Raw genomic sequence first — 20,876 nt, 5'->3', positions numbered from 1 at the left:
ACTTTTTATCTGGCAAAATTGTACTCATCTAATCGCTAACGTCCTTCTTAAATAGAACTCATTGCTTAGGCAATCACTCCATCATTCATTTCTTTGATAATAACCTCATTTACTTATGGTGTGGTTCGCCCCCCTCATTATCCGAAACGCCCGATAAACCTGCTCCAACAAGATTAATCGCATTACTTGATGTGGAAAGGTCATTTTTTGAAAATGACAATGCTAAGATTCGCGCGCCTTCTTTTTGTTTTACTTCCACCCTAATTGAAAAACAATTAAAAAAAATGATTGACACCAGGATGTTATTGTATTAATGTTGTTAATTAAGGAAATCAACAGAAGATAATTAAATAGCGTATCTCTTATCAAGAGTAGCTGAGGGACTGGCCCGATGAAGCTCGGCAACCATCTATGTTCGCATAGAAAGGTGCTAAATCCTGCAAAACGTAATTGTTTTGGAAGATAAGAGAGGAATTTGTATACCTATACATTTCAGCCTCTCTTTCTAAAAGAGAGGCTTTTTATATTATCAAAAAGTATTCCTATTACATACAAATTTGGAGGAATGAACATGAAGAAAATAGGTTTTATTTTATTAGCTTTATTATTGGCAGTAGTAATTACAGGGTGCGGATCTGATGAAGCGAGTGGTCAATTAAATGATAAAAAACTACTTGTCGGAGTAACTGCTGGCCCACATGAACAAATTGTCGAGAAAGTTGCCGAAGTAGCAGCAGCTGATGGACTTGAAATTGAATTGAAGGTTTTCTCTGACTTTATCCTACCTAACAGTACATTAGAAGAAGGTCAATTGGATGCAAACGCCTATCAACATCAGCCATTCTTAGATCAATTTAATGAAGATCATGAAACAAATTTAGTTCCAGTTGGAAAAACAATTTTAAATCCAATGGGTATTTACTCAGAAAAATATACGAATATGGATGACCTACCAGATGGTGCAAGAATTGGCTTACCAAATGACCCAACGAATGGTTCAAGAACCCTCTATATTTTAGAAGAAGCTGGCTATATTACGTTAGCAGATGACAATAAGGAATTAGCTTCCATTCATGATGTTGTTGATAATCCAAGGAACTTTGAATTTATCGAACTAGACGCCGCACAAATTACCAAACAATTAGGCGAGGTGGACGCGGCATCTGTTAACACGAGCTTTGCAATTGCTGCTGGTCTAAACCCAGTCGAAGATGCGATTCTATTGGAGTCTACTAGTTCACCTTATACAAATTACATTGTCGTTCGCGAGGAAAATCAAGATGATCCTGTCGTAGAAAAGTTAGTCAAAGCTTATCAATCTGAGGAAGTGAAACAATTTATCGAAGAAGAGTTTCGTGGATCAGTGCTTATTGCATGGGAGTAAGCTCATTTCGACAAGATAAATTATCGGGACAAAAGAAGGTATAGGTTCTAAAAACTTATACTTTCTTTCTATTTAAAATAAACCGACTCATTTTTCATAGAAGGGAAAATAGAGCATGATACGATTAGAACAAGTTTCAAAGTCATTTGAATCAAAAAAAGGTGTTATAAATGCAGTTAATGATGTGAACCTCCACGTTAAAAAAGGCGAGATTCACGGTGTAATTGGTTATAGTGGTGCTGGGAAAAGTACATTAATTCGTTGTGTGAATTTACTTGAGAGACCTACTACTGGAAAAGTATTTATTGGTGATAAAGAAGCCACCTCCCTTCCACTCGAGCAATTACGCGAAACAAGAAAAAGAATTGGTATGATTTTTCAGGGATTCAATCTATTAAAAACAGCAACGGTCTACGATAATATCGCCATCCCACTTAAACTACTTGGATTCAGCAAGTCTGAGACAACGCTTCGGGTTGAAAAGTATTTAACCATTGTCGGTTTGGCTGATAAACATCAATCCTATCCAAATCAATTATCTGGAGGTCAAAAACAGCGTGTTGCGATTGCAAGGGCCTTGGCACAAGAGCCAGAAATTTTACTTAGTGATGAAGCAACCAGTGCGTTAGACCCGGAAACAACGGATTCGATTTTAGATTTACTTTTAAAAATTAATCAAGATCTCGGTATAACGATTTTATTAATCACTCATGAAATGCATGTCATTCAAAAAGTCTGTGACCAAGTTTATGTCATGGAAGATGGTTATATTGTTGAGCAAGGTTCGACAATTGATCTATTTACAAAACCACAAAATGAAACAACGATGAAGTTTTTAAATACAATTGCTCAACGTAAACTATCACCATCATTAATTAAACAGTTAAATCTCTCCGGTACAGTGACAAGGTTGACTTTTGTCGGTGAGACGACTGGAGAGCCAATCCTTGCACAAGTTAGTCAAAAGTTTAAAGTGAAACCAAATATTTTAACAGCAAATATATTTGAATTAAAAAACGATATTGTCGGCAATTTGGTCATCCATTTGCTTGGAGAGCCATCTGAGGTAGAAGCTGCAGTAAGCTTCATGCTAGATCAAGGTGTCGGTTTAGAGGGATTGGAGGGCTAACCCAGTGAATAATTTGAATGCGTTTATTACAAAATGGATGCCAATTGTTGGGCAATCAATTATTGAGACTTTCCAAATGGTTACTATTTCCATGTTTTTTGCAATTTTGATCGGTATCCCTTTAGGAATATTACTTGTGCTAACGCGGCCAGGTCAGTCTTTGGAAAATAAATGGACCTATCAAATTTTGAATTTAGTTATCAATATTTTACGTTCAATACCGTTTATCATTCTATTAATCTTCATTTTGCCTTTTACAAAATTAATTGCTGGTACAACAATTGGTGTGCAAGGTGTAATTGTTCCACTTGTTATTTACACAGCACCATATCTAGCTAGATTAATTGAATCTTCCTTATTGGATGTTGATAATGGTGTATTAGAAGCATATAAAGCAATGGGAATTAAAACAAGACATATCATCTGGAATGTCCTACTCCGCGAAGCTCGCCCGTCACTTGTGCTCGCTTTAACCATTACAACTGTCAGTTTAATTGGTGCTACGGCAATGGCTGGACTTGTCGGAGCTGGTGGACTTGGGGATTTAGCCTATCGTTTTGGTCACTTGCGCTATGAAGTGGACGTTTTATATATCACCGTTGCTATTTTAATCATTTTAGTTCAAAGCATTCAGTCGATTGGAAATCGCTTATCCGCTCGTCTGAAAAAAGACTGACAGGAGGCTTATCATGTCAAACGAATTGTATATAAAAAGGGACGGGGCCATTGCCACTTTAATTTTTAATCGTCCAGAAAAAAAGAATTCATTTAATTTAGCCATGTATCACCATCTTTCTACGTTGATGGATGAACTTGAGCAAGATTCAAGTATAAAAGTATTAATTGTTCGCGGTGTGGATGAAACAGCCTTTTCAGCTGGAGCCGATATTAGTGAATTCCTCGAGGTCCGCTTTCATGCCGAAAAAGCAAAGGAATATAATGACATCGCTCTCGGTGCCATTGAAAAATTATATCGCTTTTCAAAGCCAACGATTGCATTAATTCGCAAACTAGCGATCGGTGGCGGTCTTGAATTTGCAAATTCATGTGATTTCCGATTTGCCTCTACAGGTAGTAAACTTGGCATCACAGCTGCTAATGTTGGGATTATCTACAATTTAACAAGCACGAAACGACTGTATAATCTTATTGGTCCATCAAAAACAAAAGAACTCCTTTACACGGCAAAGCTTATTAGCGCAGAGGAAGGGCGAGATATCGGATTAATTGATTATGTATACGCAGGCGATGAGATTGAAAAAGCCTGTTTAGACTTTGCAACTAAAATTATCGAAAAATCATCTGTCTCCAACATTGGGATTAAACAAGTCATTCAAGCAATAGTTGATGGTGCTAATGAAGAGGATGAACAAATTAGAAATGTCATTTTAGACTCATTCAGCTCCGATGATTATCAAGAAGGCATTCAAGCATTCTTAGAAAAAAGAAAACCAAACTTTTCATGAAAGGAAGCAACCAAAGATATGGATACAACTAAAAGTAATGATGTCTTCCTACAAAATATTAGCTCAGATGAATATTTTCCAGTGCCTTTTGAGGAATTAGAAGAAGCGGCTAAACAAAAAATCGACGCCTCTGCGTTCGGCTATATCCAATCGGGTGCAGGAGGAGAAGAGACATTAAGAAAAAACAACACATCTTTTTCAAAGTACTCCATTGTCCCTACATTTTTAAAAGATGTTTCAAAGTTAGATACAAGCATTACCTTATTTGGACGTACGTATCCTTATCCGCTACTATTAGCCCCAGTGGGAATGTTAAAATTAGCTGATGAAGCAGCTGATATTGCAGTTGCAAAAGCAGCAGCTGCACATCAAATTCCTTTTATCCAAAGTACGGTTTCCAGCTATTCAATCGAGGAGATAACTGCTGCAACTGGTGATAGTCCAAAATGGTTTCAATTATATTGGTCTAATCATAGGGAAACAGCTTTTAATATGGTTAAGCGTGCGGAAAAAGCTGGTTACGAAGCAATTGTTTTAACAATTGATACCTTTTCGCTTGGTTGGAGGGAGACAGACCTGAAAAATCGGTTCTCACCCCTTATGCAAGGTTTTGGAAAAGCAAACTATGAAACAGATGACGTTTTTCTAGCTTCACTTCCTAATCAACAACCAGAGTCGGTCATTCAAGGAATTAAAGACAACATCAATCATCCTTCATTGAATTGGGATGATATTAGAGAACTGAAGAAGCGAACAACTTTACCAGTTTTATTAAAAGGGATTCTTCACCCCGAAGATGCTTTGCAAGCGACCCGGCATGGTGTCGATGGTATTATTATTTCCAATCATGGTGGTAGACAATTGGATGGCGTAATCTCAAGTATTGATGCTCTTCCTGAAATTGCAGCCATCATTGACGGAAAAATACCTGTGTTGCTGGATAGCGGGATTCGCCGTGGATCAGATGTCGTCAAGGCGATCGCTCTTGGGGCAGATGCCGTTCTCTTGGGCAGACCCTTTGTCTATAGCTTAGCTGTTGGCGGTGAAACTGGCGTGAGAAACTATTTAGCCAATTTCAAGCAAGATGTTCAAGCATCAACGACACTTTCTGGCGCTGCTACTATGCAAGATCTTCGAGATTTGACGATTACTCGTACATAGTTAGACAAACTAAGTACTCAGTTTAGAAGTCAAGGAAATTAAGATTGATTTAAAGAAATACTTCAGAGGTGGAAGACAAAATGATACAAGCATTGCATGGAATGAAAGTAATTGATTTGTCTCAAGTATTAGCTGGTCCTTATTGTACGATGGTGCTTGGAGACATGGGAGCAGACATAATCAAGGTAGAGAAATTCCCCACGGGTGATACCACTCGAACAATGGGACCATATATAGACAACGAAAGCTATATGTATATGATGGTCAATCGAAATAAGCGCGGTATGTGTCTTGACTTAAAAAGTAAGGAAGGACGGCAAATTTTAATTGACTTAATTAAAACAGCAGATGTATTTGTGGAAAACTATCGACCTGGTGTGATGAAAAAGCTGGGAATTGATTATGAAACCCTAAAGGAAGTCAATCCCGCACTCATCTATTGTTCGATTTCAGGGTATGGTCAAACTGGCCCTTCCAGCAAAAAAGGCGGATTTGACATTATGGCTCAAGGTATGTCGGGTTTGATGGACATGACCGGTGAAAAAGATGGGAAACCAGTTAAGGTGGGCATTGCAATTCATGATATTGCCGCAGCTCAAACTGCTGTTCAGTCGATATTATCTGCCTATATTTACCGATTAAAAAGTGGAAAAGGACAATATATCGATGTGTCGCTTGTCGATTCAGGTCTTGCTTGGACCGTGTGGGAGGCCGCCGCTTATTTCGGTAAAGGTGACGTGGCAAAACGGAATGGTACAGCACATAGAGCATCAGCACCTTACCAAGGTTATGAAACAAAAGACGGCTTCATTTTAATTGGTGCGGCTAACCAAAAGCTATGGGAGACCTTTTGCATAGATGTAATGGATAAACCGGAATGGATCAAGGACCCACGCTATATTACAAATAGCCACCGTGCTCAACATGTGGACGATTTGGAAATTGAAATAGAAGAAATATTAAAAGAGGAGAACTCAAAGCACTGGCTTGGGCTACTTGAACAATACGGGATCCCCTCTGGTCCGATCTATTCATACGATCAAACATTAAATGATCCACATATTCAAGCACGTGAGATGGTACTTCAATACGAACATCCCATTGGTGGATTAATGCAAACATTGGGATTTCCTGCTAAGCTCTCTGAAACTCCAGGTCAATTAACAAAAGCTGCCCCATTAATTGGTCAGCACAATCAAGAAGTATTAAAAGAACTCGGCTACTCCAGCAAGGACATTGACCAGTTGAAAGAAAAGACCGTTATAACGTAAGAGAAAATCCCGTTCACCCTGGTTGAACGGGGTTTCATTTTAGGTTGTTTTTGCTTAGATTATTGCTATTTATCCCGCAGCCCGTATAACAACTTTTCCCCATCACTATATTCGCTGGACTAAGCTTAAGCTGTTCGCTAACAATATCATCTAAGACTCACATAAACAGGTGGACAGATATAATTCATTAGAATATATATATCTTACTTATGATACGGTTCACCATAGTTATTTAAGAGGCAAAAAACAGCATTGGAAAATAACTACCAATGCTGCTTTTTAGTTACTCTATTATCTCATATGGCGGTTGGACAACGGTGGTCAGGGTCGAGATAGGTCTTAAAGAATTGATATTATACGGGTTTTGGGTGGGTGGTGTGTAAAAATTGTGTAAAAATATTTCTAACAATTTTAAAAAAACTATCCTTAAATACGAGGCCACTGAAAAACTTAAGTTTATTAACTTTAAACCAAATTCAAATAAAAAAGGCAATTTACCGTCCATATTTTGGTGGTAAATTGCCTTTTTTCCTATTCTTTTTTTACTCTTTTTCATTCATTAATTTTAGTATACGCTTGAGATTGACTGCGAATATCGCTGTGGCCCCTTGAATTTCCATGCTAAATAGACCCGCGGATGTTGCCGTTTCATACCCGTGTCTATGTTTTAATTCACTATTTTTCGCCTCAATTTTATAACGCAAACGCGTAAGCTCTTTAAACTCTTCACTGTTCTGGAATGTTTCCTGGTCCTTATGTTCAGTGGATTTTATTGAAACAGAATATGTTTTACTTTTTGCGCCTTCTTTATAACAGCCGTCACGGAAAGGACATACTTTACATTTATTAATATCAAAATAATATGTAAGTGTTTGGTTTCTGCCTTGACCTTTTTTCCCTATCCGTGCTTTACGTATTGCCATGTGACCAGCCTTACAAACATACATGCCTGCATCTTTATTAAATTCAAATTCATCTTCTTTTGAACGTCCACCTTGTGTAATTTGTGGGTGTAGTTTAGATATAAGTTGAACTTTTTCTTTTTTTGCGTACTGGATATTATCTTTTTCTGAGTATGCTGTATCCCCAATGATTCTATTTACTTTCATTCCTGTTTTTTTACTTTTTTCAATTAATTCTTTTAAGTATTTCCCATCACTTTTTTCGCCAGTAGTCACAACCGCAGCAGTAATAATCCGTTCATCAATCATCGCTAGGTGTGTTTTAAATCCAAAGAAAGAAGAGTCCGCTGTTTTGTGTCCAAGCCGTGCATCTGGATCGTTGGAAAAATTTAGTTGTTCTGTATAATCCTCTACCACTTCTCTTAGTAGATTTAATTTTTCTTTCACAGCAGGAATCACGGCAATTTCTGGTTCTGTTTCAATAACAGTGATGACTTGATGGCAATAATTCAATTCATCATTTACTTCGTTAGAAGTTGTTTTCGGCGAGAATTTCTCTTTCATGGATTCATCTATTTGATATACTGCTTTCCGAACATTTTTTGATTTCTCTTGTAAGAACTCTTTAGGTGATTTTTGGTTATAACGTGCTTTTGTATGTGTGGCATCCACGATAATTGAATTACTTTTAATGATTTCTTTTTCGAGTGCAACCTCTACGGTTTTCCCAATGAGCATATCTAATAAACCCACATCTTGCAGACGAAGTTTGCGAAATTTCGTTAGAGAACTCGGATTAATCACTGAATCCTCTGGAGCAATATCAAGAAAATATTTAAACGACATATCATATTTGGAGCGTTCCACAACATTTACATTGACAGATCATAAATGGACTTAAGTAATAGATATTTGAACATACGGATAGGCGGAACTGCGTTACGACCATTATCTGGACAATATTTTGTTTTCAATTCTTCAAGAATGAATGTAAAATCTACAAGCTCCTTAATTTTTCGAAGCATATTATCTTTTGGCACAACAATATCGTATAAAGCCATATATGGGCTGAGATTTAAAGATTCTTGATTTTGGATCATTTGGACACCACCTACAAACGTTTAATATCATTATTATATAGTAAAAAGGCAGTTGAAAGTTCAATTACAGAACTTTCAACTGCCTAATTAAAAATATGAGACTTTTTCAGTGGCCTCCATGTTTCCCCATGTTTGTCCAAAATTCATACCTTTTACCTAGTAAATTTAAGTGACTTAATATTGTAAATAAAGTAATATAGTTATTGTATTAAGTGATTCCTATTTTTACCACTGGAGGAGGTGAGACTTATAATTAAAAGGGTACTGTTCTTCATTATTCTTTGTATTGTTTCTTTTAGCGTCCTTGTTGCCTGCTCCTTATTGGAATTTAGACAACCTCATTCACCTCAAGAGCCTGTTGATCTCGAAGCCTCTATGGAATTGGTATTGAAGGCTGCGAAAAAACACCCAGAAATAGATTTTACACCTGAAAATGTAACACTAGCAGGAAGTATTCGTCCACCTACTATCCTTAGCGATGTCCAATTTATGTATGTCCGAAGTGAGTTAGGACATACAGAGAACAGTCCTTTTGCAGTTACCCCAGATGGCTCTGTTTTCAAGTTACCAGAGGAGTTCCATCTGCTTTTGAGGAAAAAAGAGCTTATTTTTAACGATCATACAGAAGTAGAGGAAATAGTGGAGTTTTATTTGCAATTTGATATTAAAATGCCTAGTCAAGACAAACACATCATACTTAATGCGATTGTAGACATTCCAGGTATCGAAAAGAACCTAAACTTACTAGAGGAATTAAAGGAAATTATACACACAATGAAGGTGCATAAAAAAGATACAGAATGGATAGTGGAATTTTTTACATGGCAAGCAGTTGGCGGTGTGGTATTTCACTGGGAAGTCCAAGTGAAAGATGGTGATTTCACGATTATAAAGAAAGATCAGCTTGAAACAAATGTCGGTGAGTACATAATGATAGAATGACTTATTACTTCCTGCTTCCTTACTAAATATTTCTATTATGAATGGAATCTCAATATAATTTATCGTTTTTTCTATAATAGAATCATATTTTCAAAGACATTAGGGGGAGTAAAATGAAAATTAAAAAGAGTGCAGTAGTGTTTTCCGTTATTGTGATGTTATTTTTTCCATTATTACCGGGTTATTCACTGCCATATGCAGAAAACATTGATACTACTAGTGGAGAGGAAAAACAAGAGAAGGCGGGTTACCAAGAAGAACGTATATCTTCTGAACCGGCAGTTATCTCTATGTTCAGCTTTGGTGATAACACAGCTTTGGCAAATGATCTTATTGATGCCATTTCCAAACCAGATTTAAAGGATCGAATTGTAAGTACAACTTATGAAGGAAATCCAGATCAAGCTGCGGTAATGCAAACTTCCCTTCAGGAATTTCCGAGAAGTGGAAATCAATATGTTGTTTTAAGCACGGGAAGAGCAAGTAATATCGCTGGAGTAGCGAATACGTTTAGTTCTGTTGATATGGGCGGAGTACATATTCCCGGTGGTAGCCCAGACGGATATAATGCGAATGATGTGGCAACGTTAACTGTCCGCTTAGATCTCACTGACCTTACCACAGATCCTGAGCCACGTCTGGTGTTCCGCTATAAATTTATGTCAGAAGAACCACCTAGTTTTTGGGGAAGTCAATTCCAAGATTATTTTACTGCATGGGTGAAGGATTCTGAAGGTAATAGGTTAGAAAACATTGCACTTTTACCTAACGGAAACCCATTTACAATTGATAACGCACGACCTTATATGAATCAAGTTCAAGGTACATCGCAATCTCCTATTGCACCGTTTCCTAGTCCAAATGACGTAGTTTATAATGCAACAACAGGTATTCATACTACGCATCTTGATTTAACGGATCTAATCGGTCAGGAGATTGAGCTTGAATTTCAAATTGGGGATGTTGGTGATTCGGTTTATGATAGTGCGATAAGTCTCATATGCATATCGTGCAGCAAACCCGGATGGCAACAAAGCGGGGTTAATCGTTACTGACTTTACCTCTGGATTTTTCACTGCTACACTATTTGCGAGGGCACCGCCTAATGAGTTGCCGCATACATAGGAGATTTCATGCCCGCTTTTTGCAAGTTCCGCCTGCATTTGTAAAAAATATTCATTTGCTGCTCGCAATTGGGGAGGAGTTGGCTCATTTAATAGCCGCACATTTGTCTTCAAATCTTGCATTCCGTATTCTGCATGTACATTTGTACCAACAAAGGTAATAATAAACTCCCCCGTGTTGACATTCTGTAAAGTTAAAGCGTCCAGGCCAGTGGGGTGGTCGTAGTTGGTGTGGACTACTCTGAAAGTTGAATCATTGGAACGAATTCTATCTCCCGTACGGCGTTCTAAGTAAGCGTATAATCCAGCTAATTGAACAAGTTCCTGGTCGGTTGTAGTATTGATATCAATTTGCTGCAAAAAAAGATTTTCCATAAACTGACCTCCATTAAAGCCTAGTTTCGAATTATAGGTACAATATTGCCTTCTGTTAACGTATTTTCTTTATGTCCTATCCCTGAAAATTTATTTATGTTGTTATCATGTAAAGAAACTGTATAAGCACCTCTTGGAAAGACATCTAAGTTTTTAATGTCTTCGACGAGTTGTTTAAAGATCTCTTCGTCTGGATCCATACCTGGCTCCTTCATATACAAGTCAATAACAAAAGAAAAATTTTCAGCTTCATAACTGCTCTTATCAAAGTGTTCTTTCAGTTCTGTCATGGAAATTTTCGGGTTATTGAAGTAGATGTCCATCATACCTTCAAACTCATCTATCAAAGACATTGTTTGAATAAAATAATAAGGTGTTGTGTAACCTGAGCTCATTACATTATTTATTGCATCCTCACGTAATCCAATGACGGGAAATTGAGTCGTGAATTCGTCAAAATATTGATCAAGTGCCGCAAATTCTTCATTCATAATCATCGCTACTAATCCTCCAAAGAGAGCTTGTTCTACCTGCATCTCAACTGTCCAAATATCTTCAGGAAAGATCATTTCTTCTTCAGCATCGACAGGAATCATTACAAAGGTGTGGAATTTGGGTTCGTTGAGTGATTCTACAAAGGCCATAATTCCATGTTTTGCTCCGACAGCATTATGAACAATTACTTCTGTTTTAAACTCATCAAGGAAAAAATTTTGTGTTGCTTCGGCAATCTCCTCAAATTTCTTTTTTGCGATAGGATCGTTTGTTTGGCCATCAGGTAAATCCTTTTCTTCCCCTGTATAATCATTCACACTGACATATGTTTCTCGGGCATGTTGTTCTTCCGGTGTTTCCGTTATTTCATCCATTACTTCACATCCTCCAATCAAGAGTGGTGCTATTAAAAAGATTACTTGTATAATTGATTTTAATTTCATGTCGTATCCTCCTGAACCATTTGAGTCTTAAATAACCCTCCATGTGCAACTCTACCCATTAGCATTAGTTTAACTGATAATAGTAAAAATTTGGAGTAAATCATTACATATATATCCATAAAAGAAAAAATAGGAGTTTGGTAGGAGAAGGATGGGGAAGAGAGGAGACGGTTCTCTTGCTTCTTTAGTGTCGCTAAACATGAACCAAGAACCTACCCTGTACATTCTCCATAGCTCCCGTTACTCTCCGCAAATTTAACGTTGTCACCGTGACGAATTATCAACGGATGCTGGAGAGTCTTGTATAGTAATTTTTAGCGACTGTGACATCCTGTTGCCGTACTTTATCGTTTCTCCATGAAGTTAGACCCATGTTTTCTGGTTATATGATTAGGGAGTGCAGTACATAACCTATTCCCCTGTCCTTCAGCTAAATAAATTCAGAAACCGATATAGTCACACTCTATCGGTTTTTCTTACTTATAAGTAGTTTGGGACAATCAGGTACGGCTTTTTTTTCTGAAAATTGCTTGTTCTCCTATTTAATTTATGTTAAGGTATTAAAAAGTTTAAACTTCTTTTTAAATAAATTAAAGGAGAGACTTATTTTGGAGGATACGCAAACAATTAAAGACATGATTGAAATGCATTTTAATACATTATCAAAGAAGCAACAAAAAGTTGCACGTTTTGTGTTAAATAATCCGACTTTTGTGGGAACGCATTCGGCAGCTGAAGTTGGAGAGAAGGCTGGTACAAGTGAAACAACGGTTATCCGCTTCTGTTACACGCTTGGACTCAAGGGCTTTGCACAGCTGCAAAAAGAAATTACTCTTTTTGTATTTAATCAAACTACAGTCAGTACGCTTGGTAATTACCTTTCCTCTAAAAGAGAACTTTTTAATGACCAAAGCCTGATTGAAAAGGCAATGGGGGAAGATATCTCCAAAATTAACAGAATTGTTGAACATATTGACAGGAAATTATTTCACGAGGCAGCACATAAATTACATGAAGCACAAAGCATCTATATTATTGGAGCGGGTGCATCACAGTTTCCTGCCGAGTGGCTACATTTTACGTTGAATATACTTCGGCCAAACGTTTCACTTATTCAAACAGAAACGCCAGAATTAATTCGGACACTGCAGAAAATAGATGAAGAATCTATAGTTATCGTGATATCTCAACATCGTTACTTTAAAGAACCCATTCAAATAGCTGAATTACTTCACGGACGGGGTATACCAGTGCTCGCGATTACAGATTCCAAACTAGCACCAATTCAAAAGCATTGTTCCTATTCTTTTATATTGGAACAAACAGAGAAATCAACGATTGATCTAATGCCAGCACTTCTTTCCTTTCTCAATGTATTAGTAACGGGAATGATGGCATTTGATCCAACCTATTACAACAAGCAACGCGTGAATTACGATGATTATAATAATAGTTTTATTGCAGAAAAATGGAGTTGAAAAAATGACAGAACAACAATTAGCAGAACGATTACAACCAATCTTTGAGCATTTGCATCAGAATCCAGAAGAAAGCTGGAATGAAGTAGAAACAACTGCGTATCTTGTAAAGCTTCTCCAAGAAGAAGGCTTACAACCCCAAACCTTTGAAAATATGACCGGATTGTATGTAGACATTGGAAAAGGTACTCCTAAAGTTGGATTCAGAACCGATATAGATGCCCTTTGGCAAGAAGTTGATGGAACATTCCGAGCAAATCATTCCTGTGGGCATGATGGCCATATGACAGTTGCACTTGGCGCCATTCTTTTATTGAAAGAATTAGAGCCTACACTACCAGGAGCAATTCGTATCATTTTCCAACCAGCCGAAGAAAAGGCACAAGGAGCAAAATTACTTGTGGAAAAAGGTGTAGTAGATTCCCTGCAATTTTTATTCGGGGCACATGTCCGACCACTCATCGAATTACAAGACGGGACATACGCACCAGCATTACATCACGGAGCAGCGAAGCTTTTTGCTGGGAAAATTGATGGGATGGAAGCACATGGAGCACGACCGGAGCAGGGTGTGAACGCGATCGAAGTAGCAGCTGCACTGATTGATGGGCTCAAGCGAATTTGGATTAGCCCTTCAGAGTCAGCCTCTATCAAAATGACGCAAATACAAGCAGGTGGTACGGCAACCAATATCATTCCAGGCAGTGCAACATTTAGTATTGATGCCCGTGCTCAAACGAACGAAACAATGGAAGCTTTGACAAATGGTTTTGAAAAAGTAGTAAAAGCTGTCGGTACGCTATATGGTATTTCGATTGATTACCAAGTAGATGCTCATATTGCTGCAGCCCAGGTTGATGACACAGCAAAAGACATTATGAAGCAAGCAATTATCGACGTAACAGGTAATGAAAAATGCGCACCAGAAGTAGTGACACCCGGTGGCGAGGATTTCCATTTTTACACCTATTCTAAACCACAGCTTCAAACTACGATGCTTGGCCTTGGTTGTGGTGTTACACCAGGACTCCACCACCCAAAAATGACATTTAATCATAACCGTCTACCAACTGGGGCAAAAATAATAGCACAGGCACTCGTGCTCGCATTACAAGAAGTAGAAGAAAGAGAAGACTCATGATCGAAAGTCGAGAGCTAAAAACGATGGACGAAATGGAACAAATAAAAGGGCTGGAACAGAAAGTTTGGGGAATTAACACCATCCCTACACATCAAACGCTAACAGCAGTTAAAAATGGCGGAATTATGGTTGGTGCTTATGACGTGAAGCAATTGGTTGGCTTTAGCTATGGATTTGCAGGTTTTCATAATGGAAAAAGCTATTTATGCTCTCATATGCTTGGGGTTGACGACGCCTACCGTTCAAAAGGCATCGGTGAAATGCTTAAGCAAAAACAACGTGAAATAGCGATAGAAAAAGGTTATGACATGATGAAATGGACATACGATCCACTAGAAACACGTAATGCTTATCTAAATTTAACCAAACTGAATGGTATTTGTGATACCTATATTGAAAATTGTTATGGTGAGATGCAGGACGGTTTCAATAAAGGCCTCCCATCCGATCGCTTTGAAATCCATTGGCATTTAACAAGCCCACATGTAGTTGAAAAACAGTTACCAAATATAGAAAGCGCAGTGAGCTTAAGTACATTAACATTTAATAAAGCAGGATTGCCTGTCTTTGTTGCTGGCGAGAAAACCGAACTAACAGAGCATGCCTATTCCATGGCTGTCCCAAAGGATTTTCAAGGATTAAAAGCAGCAAGCCAAGAGCTGGCGATGGACTGGAGATTACAAACACGCAAGCAATTCCAAAACCTTTTTAAAGCAGGATATGTGGCCGTTCATTTAGAGCCCTATGAAGACTATGGTGAATACATTTTTGTAAAAAAAGATACAGTAGAACTTGGAGGAAAACAATAATGAAAATCACAGAAATTACAATCCGTCATTTACAAATGAAGCTAAAAGCTCCATTCACTACAAGCTTTGGAACCTTTACAACGAAGGAATTTTTATTACTGGAAGCGAAAGATGAAGCTGGTACCGTTGGTTGGGGTGAATCTGTGGCATTTAACGCACCATGGTATAACGAAGAAACACTGCAAACAAACTGGCATATGCTGGAGGATTTTTTAATTCCTCTTATTTTAAATAAAGAATTAAACCATCCAGATGAAGTGAATGAAATTTTTGCTCCAATTCGTAAAAATAACATGGCAAAATCAACGCTTGAGGGCGCTGTTTGGGATATTTACGCACAACAAACAAATCAATCACTCGCCAAAGCCTTGGGTGGAACGAAGGACAAAATTGAAGTTGGAATCAGTATTGGAATACAAGAGTCTATTGAAGCGTTAGTAGCATTAGTAGATGGCTATGTGAAGGAAGGCTATAAGCGCATTAAAGTGAAAATCAAGCCAGGCTGGGACGTGGACGTTATGCGCACATTACGTGAAAATTTCCCAAATGTAGCAATTATGGCTGATGCAAACTCGGCTTATAGCTTAGAAGACATTGACCTCTTAAAACAACTAGATGCATTTGACCTGACGATGATTGAACAACCATTAGCATCGGATGATATTATCGATCATGCACAGCTGCAAAAGGAACTAAAAACGCCAATTTGTTTGGACGAAAGTATTCATTCTCTAGAGGATGCACGAAAAGCCGTTGAGCTAGGAAGTACAAAAATTATTAATATCAAGATTGGTCGTGTCGGAGGGTTAACTGAAGCGAAGAAAATCCATGATTATTGCGAAGCAAATGGCATTCCAGTTTGGTGTGGTGGCATGCTGGAATCAGGTGTTGGTCGCTCCCATAATGTCGCTTTAACAACATTATCAAACTTTATTTTACCCGGAGATACAGCTGGTTCAAGTCGCTACTGGGAAAATGATATTATCGTTCCTGAAGTTGTCGCTACAGACGGTTATATTGATGTTCCACAAACAACAGGCATTGGTTATGAAGTAGACCGGGAAGCAGTTGAAGCTTATACCATAGCTAAGAAAGATTACAAATAAGGGAGATTGTCCACATGAAAAAGAGTTTTCAAATAGGTAGTGCCTTTGTCGGACTAATTATTGGAGCTGGATTTGCCTCAGGGCAAGAAGTAATGCAATACTTCACTAGCTTTGGTATTTGGGGAACGGCTGGAGGAATTCTTGCTACCATTCTATTCATCTATTTAGGATACACATTTGCACAGCTAGGAACAGACCTACAAGCAACATCACATAAAGGAGTTATTTACCATATTGGTGGCCGTTATATCGGAGCAATATTAGATATCTTAATTACATTTTTCTTATTTGGTGTAGCGGTTGTTATGTTTGCAGGCTCTGGGTCAACATTTGATCAAATGTTCGGCATCGATACTAGAGTAGGGAGTATCATCATGGTAACACTCACCATTCTTACTCTATTATTAAATACGAAAAAAATTATTAGTATCATTGCAATGATAACACCTTATTTAATCACTATTATTTTTATCATTTTAATCTATTCTATCTTTACAATGGATCTATCATTTGCTGAAGCTGACGCCCTAGCAAAAGAACAAGTTTCTGCTACAGGCAACTGGGTTCTAGGTGCTTTTCTTTATGTGTCCTATAATCTAGCAGCCGGTGCAGCATTATTAATTGTGATGAGTGGAGGCGTTAAAGACCGTAAAGTTGCTGGCATGGGTGGTATTCTTGGTGGCGCCATGCTAGGAGGACTGATTATCCTGATTCATATTGGGATGTTAGTAAAAATTGATGTGGTAGCTGGTGCTGACATGCCAACACTAGAACTCGCAAACCAGATCCATCCAGCTGTCGGCATATTAATGGCGATTGCGCTGCTCTGTATGATGTATAATACGGCAGTAGGTATGTTCTATTCCTTTACCGTACGGTTCATCGCACCTGATAGTAAATTATATAAACCAGCCGTAGTTGTTATCGGGTTACTTGGTTTTGTCTTAAGTCTTGCAGGATTTACTACACTTGTTGGAAAAGTATATTCAACAATGGGCTACTTAGGATTTGCGTTAATTATCGCAGCTGTTATCGCATGGATAAAAAAAGGAAAAGCCAAGTATCAGTAAATTTTAACTGAATTTAAAGATATGATTCCCACATTTGTGATGGGAATCATATCTTTTTTAGTGAATTCCATTCAGTTTCTTCCGGTATGGATGTTCATTGTTGCACTATTAACGATCCATAAATAATGCAGGGGTTAATTGACCTGGACATAGATGGTATTATGACAGATCGACTGGAAGAAGGCGGGTAGTTGTCCATACCGATAAACTTCTTTCTATATAAGCTTACGTTGTTACTGTCTTACCTGTTTGAAATGATTTTTAAAAATTTGGTATAAGTGGTGAACAAGTCCAATAAACCCTATCAGCCATGCTTATGGCTGGTCAAATCTGTTTTGGGGTTAATCCCTTACTGCGTTAAAGCGTTAACGCGGCAGGGGCCATCCTGGGCTCCTACATCTAACTGATTGTATTCATTAACTCATACTGGCATAGTCTCAACTCAAACAAGGTCAATGGGTCGCGATAGATTTCTGGTTTTTCGTGCATCTTTTGTAATGAATACGTATGTCTTTCAATATCCGATTCAACCTTCTCTGTTTCACGATTCAATACATCTAGCGGATTCGAGAAGAACCTGCTAACGTCCCACTCTATTGACCCCTCAAATAATTCCAATTGCTGCATGAAAGGGGTTATGATATCCTTTGCTGTTTGACTATAGTCCTCATTTTCAATATAGCTTTTATATTTACTGTGGAGCATTTCGTTATTCTTAGAAATGGAACCGATTAGCTTGCCCGCCCCTTTTAAAAATAGCTGGGATGGTGTATTACGCAGCAAAATATTTATCTTCTCAGAGCGCAGCAATCCACGGGATATCCGTTCCAAGTCTCTTTGCCAATCATCCAGCACTTTAAAGTCACCCTGCAGGACAATCCTTTCTTCGTTAAATTGTTTATTAAGCGGCTGGCTTAATTCGTTACATGCTACCTGATGTTCCTGGAATTCCCTTTTACAATCTTCAATCCATTGCTGTACCGTATGTTTAATGTCATTATGGACATAATTTTTCATAAAGACGGCAATGCGCCTATTCATTTCTTCATTTAGGTCTTCATGAATCTTGGAAAAATCACTGTCCTCCTGAACATATCCAGAACATTTTTGTAATAGTTTAGGCAGTTCAGTCAACACACGTTGCGTTAAGGAATTTTTTACCTTACGAAACGAAGCTGTCATGACATCGGCCGTTTCTTGCTCCATATCTCCTATCTGTTGATGAATATTCTGCAAGCTAGTCAGTAACCCTTCATTCCAATTGATATCTTCCTCTATGCCTTTTTCCAATTCTACTCTTTGTTCCAAAAGAAACTCTATCGAAACTTTAATCACTTCCCGGATTCTTGACGGACTCGCTGCATCCATATTGTAGTCCGTTAGCACAGGCCTTGTAATCTCAGTTAAATCTTCTAACAATCCTTCTCCTTTTGCCCATGTTTTAATAGAATCCAAAAGCTTGATCCCATCTTTTCTGCCATTTTGATTCGATTTTGAGTTTTCAAATTGGTATTCCGCTTTGCTAATCAGCCCAGCATCAAGCATAGAAGGGAAGGTTTCATCCCATGCAAGTATGGCAGTGGAAGAAATCAAAGCATCCGATTCAGAAGTTACGTCTAACCAGTTCGTTAGATGGTTCTGCATCAAATCAGAGATGTCCCTGATTAAAAATCGACCGCTAATTAAGCCGAAGTAAGATTCTTGATATAAGACTGGAAGCTTCTTCCACACATAAGGTGGTTCATCATGATAATCCAAAAGAAGCCGGTTAATGACGCTTAGCCACTCTAAATAATAGGTACTTTGCCTATAGCTATTCCATAATACCTCTGTAACGTTTTCAAATCGGTCACGATCAATTTCCAGTATATTTACCAGCAAATTATTAAAACAGCCTGGCCTATAGTCAACGGTTAACCCTTTTCGAACATATCCTGATAACACATCAAACCAATATAAAGATTTTGTTCGTATTGCCTCCCCAACTGCTAGTTCAACTGCATTATCCCAATCGTTAATATCCTCTAAATAAGTCTGGGCTATCTCTGTTATACGGGAATAATCGGGATTTAACCTAACAGCTTCCTTTATCGCACGAACTGCCTTTTCCTGATTGCCTTGTTGTACATACAGAGAAAACAGCTGCAATAGAACTTCCGATTTCAAAGCAAGTGATGGAGTGTCAACTTTCCAATAAATCCCTTCTGCTTCTTCCAATAATCCTAATTCCAAGTGGGCATCTGCTATATTTTTCTGTGCCCATGGAATAAACTCCTCTTCTAAAGGCTGCTGCCATTTGAAAATTGCCGCTTCGTAATCATTATTCAAGAAATAAACTTCCCCTTGGGCGAAGCGAATAGAAGATAAGTTAGGCTGCTGTTTTTGCATTTCTTCTATGTACATTTCACCCAATATCTTGACTGGGTGGCCTTGTTTGTTTTCATCTATAATCATTTGATAATAGGATTTATTGATTCGTTCATTCTCCGTTGTCACGATAATCCCTCACATTCTATTTTTTCATAACTCTATGAATCCTGATTACTTCAATATACATCTATTATTATTCATATCACACTTGTACCATTCGTGAATTAGCGTTATTTACGTTTACATTAGAAAGTTCACTTATATATTATTCGGTTGAAACCTCTAATTTATGAGGATGTAGGCACCACTCTAGACCGCAGGACCACAGAGGAAAAAATACTGGTCTGCTGTTTAAAAAAAGACTCCATTACAATAAGTATCTATACTGTTTTACCCTGCCATCCGAATTTATAACATTTTGGCTGTAAATAAAATATAGATTAGTCGGTTCTAGATCTGGACCTTAGACTTATGAAAGTGGAAGAACGGTTAATGTTAACGCACAAAGAAACTTTCATACTTATTCAACTTCTGCTTTGGGTACTATTATGGGAGGATTTGCTGCAGCAGCACTTGGTTTAGCAACAGGTGGTACTATGGCGCTAGGTATAGGAGTGGGTATGGCATACGCATATGCTAGTAATTCTGCGTACCCTACCAACGTGGGTAAGTCTAATATAACGACCTGGAGAAAAGGTAGTTATCCCACTTCTGATAAAAGGGTATGGTCTTCTGATTATGCAGTTCATAATGGATACGAACGTGCTCTAGGAGTAACTGAAACATTTTATACTAGATGTCTTGCATGTGGCGCATAATCGTTCGGTAATTATACCAAAAGCCATCAAATCTATTATTAAATATAGATTTGGTGGCTATTTTTGGAATAACATGTGGTTCAATTTTTAATTAACATATACAAATACAAGTGATTGGCTATAGAAGCTGGATTGCATTATACAACATTTTAACTCTTATCTAAAAAGTAAAACTTATATCTTAGATGTAGATTGTTAATAAATCTCATGGAGACAGAGGTACAACCCATTCTAATGAATCAAAATGAGGTTATAAAATGTATTGAAATACTTCTTTCAACAGTTCCCTCTT

Annotated in this window: 16 protein-coding genes, 2 pseudogenes and 1 riboswitch; of the genes and pseudogenes, 14 read left to right on the top strand and 4 right to left on the bottom strand. The window is 37.9% G+C overall.

From position 1 onward, the window contains the following. Positions 1-109: 109 nt before the first annotated feature. Positions 110-213: pseudogene (locus tag QGM71_RS10110) on the bottom strand (23S rRNA (pseudouridine(1915)-N(3))-methyltransferase RlmH); the annotation flags it as partial. A 146-nt stretch (positions 214-359) separates the two neighbouring features. Next, a riboswitch (SAM riboswitch) is annotated at positions 360-469 on the top strand. 102 nt (positions 470-571) lie between these two features. Between QGM71_RS10110 and QGM71_RS10105 the strand changes: the two are divergent. The 6 genes from QGM71_RS10105 to QGM71_RS10080 all read left to right on the top strand — a co-directional run bounded on the left by QGM71_RS10105 (position 572) and on the right by QGM71_RS10080 (position 6,411). After that, positions 572-1,384, top strand: a complete 813-nt coding sequence (locus QGM71_RS10105) for a MetQ/NlpA family ABC transporter substrate-binding protein (RefSeq protein WP_327607424.1) — start codon at positions 572-574, stop codon at positions 1,382-1,384. Positions 1,385-1,499: 115 nt separating this feature from the next. Beyond that, positions 1,500-2,513: a methionine ABC transporter ATP-binding protein gene (locus QGM71_RS10100; RefSeq protein WP_327607423.1), complete on the top strand. Its 1,014-nt coding sequence runs from the start codon at positions 1,500-1,502 to the stop codon at positions 2,511-2,513. 37 nt (positions 2,514-2,550) lie between these two features. Further along, a complete protein-coding gene (locus QGM71_RS10095; protein ID WP_327607687.1) occupies positions 2,551-3,189 on the top strand; it encodes a methionine ABC transporter permease in 639 nt (212 codons plus the stop codon). Between the two features lie 13 nt (positions 3,190-3,202). After that, a complete protein-coding gene (locus tag QGM71_RS10090) occupies positions 3,203-3,979 on the top strand; it encodes an enoyl-CoA hydratase/isomerase family protein (protein WP_327607422.1) in 777 nt (258 codons plus the stop codon). An 18-nt stretch (positions 3,980-3,997) separates the two neighbouring features. Further along, the gene (locus QGM71_RS10085) at positions 3,998-5,140 is read left to right on the top strand and encodes an alpha-hydroxy-acid oxidizing protein (protein WP_327607421.1); all 1,143 of its coding nucleotides are present in this window, start codon (positions 3,998-4,000) and stop codon (positions 5,138-5,140) included. A gap of 80 nt (positions 5,141-5,220) precedes the next feature. Continuing rightward, positions 5,221-6,411 carry a CaiB/BaiF CoA transferase family protein gene (locus tag QGM71_RS10080; protein ID WP_327607420.1) on the top strand — a complete coding sequence of 397 codons (1,191 nt, stop codon included), beginning with the start codon at positions 5,221-5,223 and terminating at the stop codon, positions 6,409-6,411. Positions 6,412-6,953: 542 nt separating this feature from the next. Here the strand turns inward: QGM71_RS10080 and QGM71_RS10075 are convergent. After that, a pseudogene (locus QGM71_RS10075) lies at positions 6,954-8,413 on the bottom strand (IS1182 family transposase). 240 nt (positions 8,414-8,653) lie between these two features. Between QGM71_RS10075 and QGM71_RS10070 the strand changes: the two are divergent. Further along, on the top strand, positions 8,654-9,355 hold the full coding sequence (locus tag QGM71_RS10070; protein ID WP_327607419.1) for a hypothetical protein: 702 nt from the start codon (positions 8,654-8,656) through the stop codon (positions 9,353-9,355). A gap of 113 nt (positions 9,356-9,468) precedes the next feature. Continuing rightward, positions 9,469-10,410 (top strand): choice-of-anchor L domain-containing protein, encoded by a 942-nt coding sequence (locus QGM71_RS10065; protein ID WP_327607418.1) that lies wholly within the window; start codon positions 9,469-9,471, stop codon positions 10,408-10,410. A 464-nt stretch (positions 10,411-10,874) separates the two neighbouring features. Here the strand turns inward: QGM71_RS10065 and QGM71_RS10060 are convergent, their stop codons facing one another. Next, positions 10,875-11,792 (bottom strand): DUF1672 family protein, encoded by a 918-nt coding sequence (locus QGM71_RS10060; protein WP_327607417.1) that lies wholly within the window; start codon positions 11,790-11,792, stop codon positions 10,875-10,877. A 608-nt stretch (positions 11,793-12,400) separates the two neighbouring features. On the opposite strand from QGM71_RS10060, the gene QGM71_RS10055 reads away from it, so the two are divergent. Genes QGM71_RS10055 through QGM71_RS10035 form a run of 5 tightly spaced genes read left to right on the top strand, consistent with a single transcriptional unit; the run spans position 12,401 to position 17,396 of the window. Further along, positions 12,401-13,270 carry a MurR/RpiR family transcriptional regulator gene (locus tag QGM71_RS10055; RefSeq protein ID WP_327607416.1) on the top strand — a complete coding sequence of 290 codons (870 nt, stop codon included), beginning with the start codon at positions 12,401-12,403 and terminating at the stop codon, positions 13,268-13,270. A 4-nt stretch (positions 13,271-13,274) separates the two neighbouring features. Further along, positions 13,275-14,411 carry an amidohydrolase gene (locus tag QGM71_RS10050; RefSeq protein ID WP_327607415.1) on the top strand — a complete coding sequence of 379 codons (1,137 nt, stop codon included), beginning with the start codon at positions 13,275-13,277 and terminating at the stop codon, positions 14,409-14,411. Then, positions 14,408-15,220, top strand: coding sequence for a GNAT family N-acetyltransferase (locus tag QGM71_RS10045; protein WP_327607414.1), 813 nt, complete (start codon positions 14,408-14,410; stop codon positions 15,218-15,220). The genes QGM71_RS10050 and QGM71_RS10045 overlap by 4 nt, the downstream gene beginning before the upstream one ends. Next, complete coding sequence (gene menC, locus QGM71_RS10040; RefSeq protein WP_327607413.1) at positions 15,220-16,326, top strand: o-succinylbenzoate synthase; 1,107 nt, start codon at positions 15,220-15,222, stop codon at positions 16,324-16,326. The genes QGM71_RS10045 and menC overlap by 1 nt, the downstream gene beginning before the upstream one ends. A 14-nt stretch (positions 16,327-16,340) precedes the next feature. After that, on the top strand, positions 16,341-17,396 hold the full coding sequence (locus QGM71_RS10035) for a YkvI family membrane protein (RefSeq protein WP_327607412.1): 1,056 nt from the start codon (positions 16,341-16,343) through the stop codon (positions 17,394-17,396). 399 nt (positions 17,397-17,795) lie between these two features. Here the strand turns inward: QGM71_RS10035 and QGM71_RS10030 are convergent, their stop codons facing one another. Beyond that, positions 17,796-19,892, bottom strand: coding sequence for a tetratricopeptide repeat protein (locus tag QGM71_RS10030; RefSeq protein WP_327607411.1), 2,097 nt, complete (start codon positions 19,890-19,892; stop codon positions 17,796-17,798). 422 nt (positions 19,893-20,314) lie between these two features. Here QGM71_RS10030 and QGM71_RS10025 point away from each other — a divergent pair, with 422 nt between their 5' ends. After that, entirely contained in the window at positions 20,315-20,584 is a 270-nt protein-coding gene (locus QGM71_RS10025) for a hypothetical protein (RefSeq protein WP_327607410.1), read from the top strand. Positions 20,585-20,876 lie beyond the last annotated feature (292 nt).

The sequence above is a fragment of the Virgibacillus tibetensis genome (assembly GCF_036026595.1).
In the GTDB taxonomy this organism is placed as follows: domain Bacteria; phylum Bacillota; class Bacilli; order Bacillales; family Amphibacillaceae; genus Virgibacillus_P; species Virgibacillus_P tibetensis.
Note: the sequence above shows the minus strand (reverse complement) of the source record. Positions and strands in the feature narration are given on the sequence as shown.